Consider the following 5,149-nt stretch of genomic DNA (forward strand, 5'->3'; position numbering starts at 1 on the left):
CCGGGGGTCTGGCCCCCTGTTTTGCCCGACCCCCCCCCCCCAAAACAAAAAAACCCCACCACTCAACCCCCTCAACGGGTTAGTCGAGGGTGTCGGAGAGCTCGAGCCAGCGTTCCTCGAGGGCGGCAGCCTCGTCGTCGAGCGAGGTGATGGCGGCCATCTCCGCCGCGAGCAACTCGTAGTTCGACTGGTCGAGGTCGGCGAGCTTGGCCCGCGCATCCGTCGACTGCTGCTGCAATCGTTCGATGCGGCGCTCGAGTGACGCGAGTTCCTTCTCGGCCGCGCGCAGTTCGGCACCCGACAGGCCCGACGTGGCGGATCCGGTGATTGCGCTCGCCTGCGCGGGGTTCGACGCCGAGGCCGTCATCGGCTTGCCTGCGCCGGCATCGCGGAGCGACAAGTACTGGTCAACGCCGCCGGGGAGATGGCGCAGCTCTCCGTCAATCACGGCGTACTGCTGGTCGGTCACACGCTCGAGCAAGTAGCGGTCGTGCGAGACGACGATGATCGTGCCGGGCCACGTGTCGAGGAGGTCCTCCATCGCCGCGAGCATGTCGGTGTCGAGGTCGTTCGTCGGCTCGTCGAGAATGAGCACGTTTGGCTCGTCGAGCAGGATCAGCAGCAGTTGCAGGCGCCGCTTCTGACCACCCGAGAGGTCCTTGACCGGCGCCTGCAACTGCGCCGAGTTGAAGCCGAGCCGCTCGAGCAGCTGCGAGGGCGTGAGCTCGGTGCCGTCGGCGACGTAACTCGTTTTCTGCCGCGCGATGACCTCGCGCACGCGGTCGTCGCCGAGCTCGTCGAGTTCGGAAAGCTGCTGGCTCAGCTCGGCAATCTTTACCGTCTTGCCGTGCTTGACACGGCCCGACGTGGGCGTGATCGCGCCGGTGATGAGGCCGAGCAGCGTCGACTTGCCGGCACCATTCACGCCGAGGATGCCCGTGCGCTCGCCGGGCGCGATGCGCCAGGTGATGTCGTGGAGCACCTCGCGTTCGCCGAAGCGCACGCCGGCGTCGACGAGGTCGACGACGTCCTTACCGAGCCGGGCCGTCGCGAGCTTCGTCAGCTCGATCGCGTTGCGCACCGGCGGCACATCGGAAATGAGCTCGTTCGCCGCGGCAATGCGGAACTTCGGCTTCGCCGTGCGAGCGGGGGCCCCGCGACGTAGCCACGCGAGCTCCTTGCGCATGAGGTTCTGGCGCTTCTGCTCGACCACGGCAGCCTGCCGGTCTCGCTCGACGCGCTGCAGGATGTACGCCGCGTAGCCACCCTCGAAAGGCTCGATCACGCGGTCGTGCACCTCCCACGTGTCGGTGCTCACCTCGTCGAGGAACCACCGGTCGTGCGTGACGACGACGAGCGCGCCTGCATTCTTCGTCCACCGTGAGTTGAGGTGCTTCGCGAGCCACGCGACGCCCTCGACGTCGAGGTGGTTCGTTGGCTCGTCGAGCAGCAGGATGTCCCAGTCGCCGATGAGTAGGCCCGCGAGTGCGACGCGGCGCCGCTGACCACCCGAGAGGTCACCGACCCGCGCATCCCAGTCGAGGTCGCCGACGAGTCCGCGCACAATGTCGCGAATCTTCGCATCCGAGGCCCACTCGTGGTCGTCGAGGTCGCCCACCACGGCGTGCCCCACCGTGAGCGTTTCGTCGACGCGGTCGGCCTGGTCGAGCATCCCGATGGTCGTGCCGCCGCGCACCGTGACCTTGCCAGCGTCGGGTTCGAGCCGACCAGCGAGGATCTTCAGGAACGTCGACTTGCCGTCGCCGTTGCGGCCGACAACACCGATGCGTTGACCCTCGTTGATGCCGATGGTGATGTCGTCAAAGACGACCTTGGTGGGAAATTCGAGGTGGATGCCCTCGGCGCCAAGCAGATGCGCCATCTAGTTCGGCTCCTCGACGCTCATCGCGAGCGACAGCTGGCGCAGCCCACGCTCGATCACCGCGAACTCCTCGTCGGAAATGTCGGCGAGCAGTTCTCGCTCAACCTCGAGGAGTCCTTGAATCGCCGCGTCAACGCGGCGGCCACCATCCTCGGTCATGCGCACGAGCACGCTGCGGCCGTCGGCGGGGTCGTCCTCGCGCACGACGAAGCCGCGCTGCACGAGGCGGTCGATTCGATAGGTCATGGTGCCGCTCGAGACGAGACTGCTCGCGAGTAACTGCTTGGGTGTGAGGGCGTAGGGGGCTCCCGATCGGCGCAGCGCCGAGAGAACGTCGAACTCGGACATCTCGACTCCGGCCTCGGCGAACGATCGCTTGCGCACGACATCGAGCTGCCTCGCGATGCGCTTGACGCGCGAAAACACCGACAGGGGCGAGAAATCGAGGTCGCCACGAACGCGTGTCCAGTCATCGACAATGTTGTCGACGGCGTCGGTTTCGTGGGAATGCATACCCTCTAGTATCGCGCAGGACCGCGCCTCCTCGCTGCGTGGCTGCGAACAGCAGCAGTTCACACTGTTTTCGATGACGTGGCAGACTAGGGCCGCACCTTCCTCCTTGGTGTAACGGCAGCACGACGGCCTTTGGAGCCGTTAGGTCCAGGTTCGAATCCTGGGGGAGGAACTCCGTCACCGCAATGGAACATCAGATCATTGGAGGGGAAGCGCATGCCCGCAGAGAACCTGGCCGTCATCATTCTCGCGGCGGGTGCCGGCACCCGCATGAAGTCGAAGACTCCGAAGGTGCTGCACAAGCTCGGCGGTATTCCGCTGCTCGGCCACGTGCTGCGCACCGCGGCGCAGCTTGAGCCGGCCTACACCGTCGCCGTCGTGCGCCACCAGCGCGACCGCGTCGTCGAGGTGATTGGCGAGCTCGCGCCCGACACGCTCATCGCCGACCAGGATGAGGTGCCCGGCACCGGCCGTGCGCTCGAGGCCGGCCTCGAGCAGATTCCCGCTGACTTCGACGGCGACGTCGTCGTGCTCTCGGGCGACGTGCCGCTGCTCGACGCCCCTACCGTGCGGCGCCTTCTCGAGGCCCACCGCCTCGATGCCGACCAGCTCACGCTGCTCAGCGCGATCTACGAGAACCCGAGCGGCTTCGGCCGCATCGTGCGCGACACCGACGGCGAGTTCGAGGCCATCGTCGAGCATAAGGATGCGAGCGAGCGCCAGCTCGACATCACCGAGATCAACGCGGGCGTCTACGTGTTCACCGCCTCGGCTGCACGTGACGCGCTCTCGCGCATCGGCCAAGACAACACGCAGGGCGAGAAGTACCTCACCGACGCGGCGTCGCTCATCAAGCGCGATGGCGGCCGCATTGCCGCCGTCGCGGTCACCGACCCCTGGCTCGTGCAGGGCATCAACGACCGGGCGCAGCTCGGCGGCACCGCGCGCGAGTACAACCGGCGCATCCTCGAGTATTGGATGCGCGAGGGCGTCACGATCGTCGATCCCGACACGACGATCATCGAGGCCGACGTCACGATCGCCTCTGACGTTGAGATTCAGCCCGGCACGCAGCTGCGCGGGGCGACGAGCATCGGCGAGGATGCCGTGATCGGCCCCGACACGACGCTCATCGACACCGAGGTGGGTGCGGGCGCGACCGTGAAGCGCACGGATGCGACGCTCGCGGTCATCGGCGCGGGCGCCACGGTCGGCCCCTGGAGCTACCTGCGGCCGAACTCGGTCGTCGGCGACGGCGCGAAGGTCGGCACGTTCGTCGAGACGAAAAACGCGACGCTGCACGACGGAGCAAAGGTGCCGCACCTCTCGTACGTGGGGGATGCGGAGATCGGCTCGGGCTCCAACCTCGGCGCCGGCACGATCACCGCGAACTACGACGGCGTAAACAAGCACCGCACCGTGGTGGGCCGCGACGTGAAGATCGGCTCCGACAACGTGCTCATCGCACCGGTCGAGGTTGGCGACGGCGCGTACTCGGGTGCCGGGACGACAATCCGCAAGGACGTCCCGGCCGGCGCGCTCGCCCTGAATGTCGCACCGCAGCGCAATCTCGAAGGCTGGGTCGCGAAGCACCGTCCGGGCTCAGCTTCGGCCAAGTCGGCCGCCGCTGCGGGCGCGAGCTCGCCCGTCGAGTCGGATTCGAGCGCCGAAGCAGAGTAGTCTTGGTTCTCGTTCGTGCCCGACAACGAGAAAAGGCGGTATTTGGTGTCCGGCATTGTTAACCCTGGTGAAAAGCGACTTGTTCTGATTTCAGGGCGAGCGCACCCGCAGCTAGCGGACGAAGTCGCCAAGGAGCTTGGCACCGAGGTCCTCGAGACGGAAGCACGCACCTTCGCCAACGGCGAGATCTACGCGCGCTACGGCGAATCGGTGCGTGGCGCCGACGCCTTTGTGATTCAGTCGCACGGTGAGCCCATCAACGAGTGGGTCATGGAGCAGCTGATCATGGTCGACGCGCTCAAGCGCGCCTCGGCGAAGCGCATCACCGTCGTCGTGCCGTACTACCCGTACTCGCGTCAGGACAAGAAGGGCCGTGGTCGCGAGCCGATCTCGGCTCGTCTCATCGCCGACCTCTTCAAGACCGCCGGCGCCGACCGCATCATGTCGGTCGACCTGCACGCGTCGCAGATCCAGGGCTTCTTCGACGGCCCGGTCGATCACCTCTTCGCGATGCCGGTGCTCATGAAGTACTTCAAGGACAAGCTCGGCGGCGTCGACAACCTCACGGTCGTCTCGCCCGACATGGGCCGCGTGCGCGTCGCCGACCGCTGGGCCGACGAGCTCGGATCGCCGCTCGCGATCATTCACAAGCGTCGCGATCCGAAGGTCGCCAACCAGGTGACGGTGCACGACATCGTTGGTGATGTGAAGGGTCGCACCTGCCTCATGGTCGATGACCTCATCGACACCGGTGGCACGATCCAGAAGGCAGCGGAGGCGCTGAAGTCGCACGGGGCCGAGCGCGTCGTCGTCGCGGCCACGCACGCGGTCTTCTCGGGGCCCGCGGTCGAGCGACTGCAGGACCCGGCGATCGACGAGGTCGTCGTCACCGACACCCTGCCGATGCCTGAGCACAAGCTCTTCCCGACGCTCACCGTGCTGCCGATCGCACCGCTGCTCGGCCGCGCTATCCACGAGGTGTTTGAGGACGGCTCGGTGACGTCGATGTTCGACGGCGCCGCCTAGGCCGTACCAGGTTCTCCGACGAAGCGCCGGGCCCAATCGGGCCCGGCG

Annotated in this window: 4 protein-coding genes and 1 tRNA gene; 3 read left to right on the top strand and 2 right to left on the bottom strand. The window is 66.9% G+C overall.

Annotated features, from left to right (window positions below; translation table 11 throughout):
* Window positions 1–79: 79 nt before the first annotated feature.
* A complete protein-coding gene (locus QM019_RS12395) occupies window positions 80–1,882 on the bottom strand; it encodes an ABC-F family ATP-binding cassette domain-containing protein (RefSeq protein ID WP_282853265.1) in 1,803 nt (600 codons plus the stop codon).
* On the bottom strand, window positions 1,883–2,395 hold the full coding sequence (locus QM019_RS12400) for a MarR family winged helix-turn-helix transcriptional regulator (RefSeq protein WP_193127651.1): 513 nt from the start codon (window positions 2,393–2,395) through the stop codon (window positions 1,883–1,885). It lies immediately after the preceding gene.
* Window positions 2,396–2,495: 100 nt separating this feature from the next.
* Between QM019_RS12400 and QM019_RS12405 the strand changes: the two genes are divergently transcribed.
* The 3 genes from QM019_RS12405 (at window position 2,496) to QM019_RS12415 (ending at window position 5,101) form a co-directional block, all read left to right on the top strand.
* Window positions 2,496–2,567 (top strand) — tRNA-Gln (locus QM019_RS12405).
* 44 nt (window positions 2,568–2,611) lie between these two features.
* Entirely contained in the window at window positions 2,612–4,075 is a 1,464-nt protein-coding gene (glmU, locus tag QM019_RS12410; RefSeq protein ID WP_282853266.1) for a bifunctional UDP-N-acetylglucosamine diphosphorylase/glucosamine-1-phosphate N-acetyltransferase GlmU, read from the top strand.
* A gap of 45 nt (window positions 4,076–4,120) precedes the next feature.
* Window positions 4,121–5,101 (top strand): ribose-phosphate diphosphokinase, encoded by a 981-nt coding sequence (locus tag QM019_RS12415; protein WP_282853268.1) that lies wholly within the window; start codon window positions 4,121–4,123, stop codon window positions 5,099–5,101.
* Window positions 5,102–5,149 lie beyond the last annotated feature (48 nt).

This window comes from Gulosibacter sediminis, from assembly GCF_030011715.1.
Taxonomy (GTDB): domain Bacteria; phylum Actinomycetota; class Actinomycetes; order Actinomycetales; family Microbacteriaceae; genus Gulosibacter; species Gulosibacter sediminis.

What these genes read in the sequence shown, in the direction of transcription:
- QM019_RS12395 (WP_282853265.1), bottom strand. Translation starts at nt 1,882, where the DNA reads ATGGCGCATCTGCTTGGCGCCGAGGGCATCCACCTCGAATTTCCCACC.
- QM019_RS12400 (WP_193127651.1), bottom strand. Translation starts at nt 2,395, where the DNA reads ATGCATTCCCACGAAACCGACGCCGTCGACAACATTGTCGATGACTGG.
- glmU (WP_282853266.1), top strand. Translation starts at nt 2,612, where the DNA reads ATGCCCGCAGAGAACCTGGCCGTCATCATTCTCGCGGCGGGTGCCGGC.